Raw genomic sequence first — 1,699 nt, 5'->3', positions numbered from 1 at the left:
GAACAGCACGACGTGGCCGCGCTGTTCCGCGTGCAGGCGCGGCGCACCCCGGACGCCGTCGCGGTGGTGTGCGCGGACGAGCAGGTCACCTACGGCGAGCTGCTGGACCGGTCCGACCGCCTCGCCGCAGTGCTGCGCGAGCACGGCGCGGGTCCGGAGAGCCTGGTCGCGATCGCGCTGCCGCGGACGCCGGAGCTGATCGCGACGGTGCTGGCGGTGCTCACGACCGGCGCCGCCTACCTGCCACTGGACCCCGCGTATCCGGCGGCCCGCATCGCGGCGATTCTCGCCGGCACGAACCCGGCAGGGCTGGTCACCACCGCGGACGGACCGGCCGCGCCCGCCGGCGTCCCCCGGCTCGTGCCCGGCGCACTCGGCGGCGCACCACCCGGTGAACCGGTGGCCGTGCCGGGCCCCGCCTGCGCCGCGTACGTGATCCACACGTCCGGCTCGACCGGTACACCCAAGGGCGTCGTGGTCTCCCGCGGCTCGCTCGCGGACCTGGTCACGTGGGCAGTCGCCGAGTTCGGCGCGGACACGTTCACACACGTGCTCGCGTCGACGTCGCTGTGCTTCGACGTGTCGGTGTTCGAGATCTTCCCCCCGCTCGTCACGGGCGGGCGGCTCGACCTGGTGCCGGACCTGCTCGCGCTCGCGGACCGGCCGTTCGAGGGCAGCCTCATCTCCGGCGTGCCGTCCGTGCTCGACGCGGTCCTCACCGACCCGCCGGACCGGCTCGCGGCGCGCTGGGTGGTCGCTGCGGGCGAGGCACTCCCCGAACACCTCGTCGCCCGCATCCGGGAGGTCCTGCCCGGCGCGCGCCTCGCGAACCTCTACGGGCCGACCGAGGCCACCGTCTACGCGACTGGCTGGACCGACGCGGGCGACGACGCGGTCCTCGCGCCGCCGATCGGGCGGCCGCTGGCGAACTCGGCCGCGTACGTGCTCGACCGCGGGATGCGGCCGGTGCCCGACGGCGTGCCCGGCGAGCTGTACCTGGCCGGTGCCGGCGTCGCGCGGTGCTACCTCGGGCGGCCCGGGCTGACCGCGGAGCGGTTCACCGCCGACCCGTTCGGCCCGCCCGGCACGGTCATGTACCGCACGGGCGACCTGGTGCGGCGGCACGCGGGCGAGCTGCACTACCTCGGTCGCGCCGACGACCAGATCAAGATCCGCGGCTTCCGCGTCGAGCCCGGCGAGGTCCAGCGCGCCATCGTGGACCAGCCCGGCGTCGCGCGGGCGGCGGTCGTGGCCCGCGCGGGAACCGGCACCGGCACCCGGCTTGTCGCCTACGTCGTGCCGTCGGCCGGGCACGACCCCGATCTCGACGAGCTGGCCGCCGCGCTCGCCGCCCGGCTGCCCGCGCACCTCGTGCCGGCCGCGTTCGTGACGCTGCCCGAGCTGCCGACTACACCGAACGGCAAGCTCGACCGGGCGGCACTGCCCGAGCCGCGCGCCGCGGCAGCTGCCGGGCGCGCACCGGCCACCCCGATGCAGCGCCTGCTCGCCGACCTGTTCCGGGAGACGGTGGCCACCGAGGCCACCGTCGGCATCGACGACGACTTCTTCCGGCTCGGCGGCGACAGCATCTCGTCGATGCGGCTGGTGAGCCTCGCCCGCGGCCACGACGTGGAGCTGGCGCCGCGGGACGTGTACGAGCTGCGGACCGTGGCCCGCCTCGCGGAGGCGGCCGCGGCCC

General features: G+C 76.4%; 1 protein-coding gene. It reads left to right on the top strand.

The window, feature by feature from the left end:
• A partial coding sequence (locus WBA97_RS27990) for a non-ribosomal peptide synthetase (protein WP_424233930.1) occupies nt 1–1,699 on the top strand: 1,699 nt, incomplete at both ends.

Origin of the sequence: Actinophytocola sp. (genome assembly GCF_049647105.1) — a bacterium.
Lineage (GTDB): Bacteria > Actinomycetota > Actinomycetes > Mycobacteriales > Pseudonocardiaceae > Actinophytocola.
The sequence above is the reverse complement of the archived record's forward strand: the minus strand, read 5'-3'. Positions and strand labels throughout refer to the sequence as shown.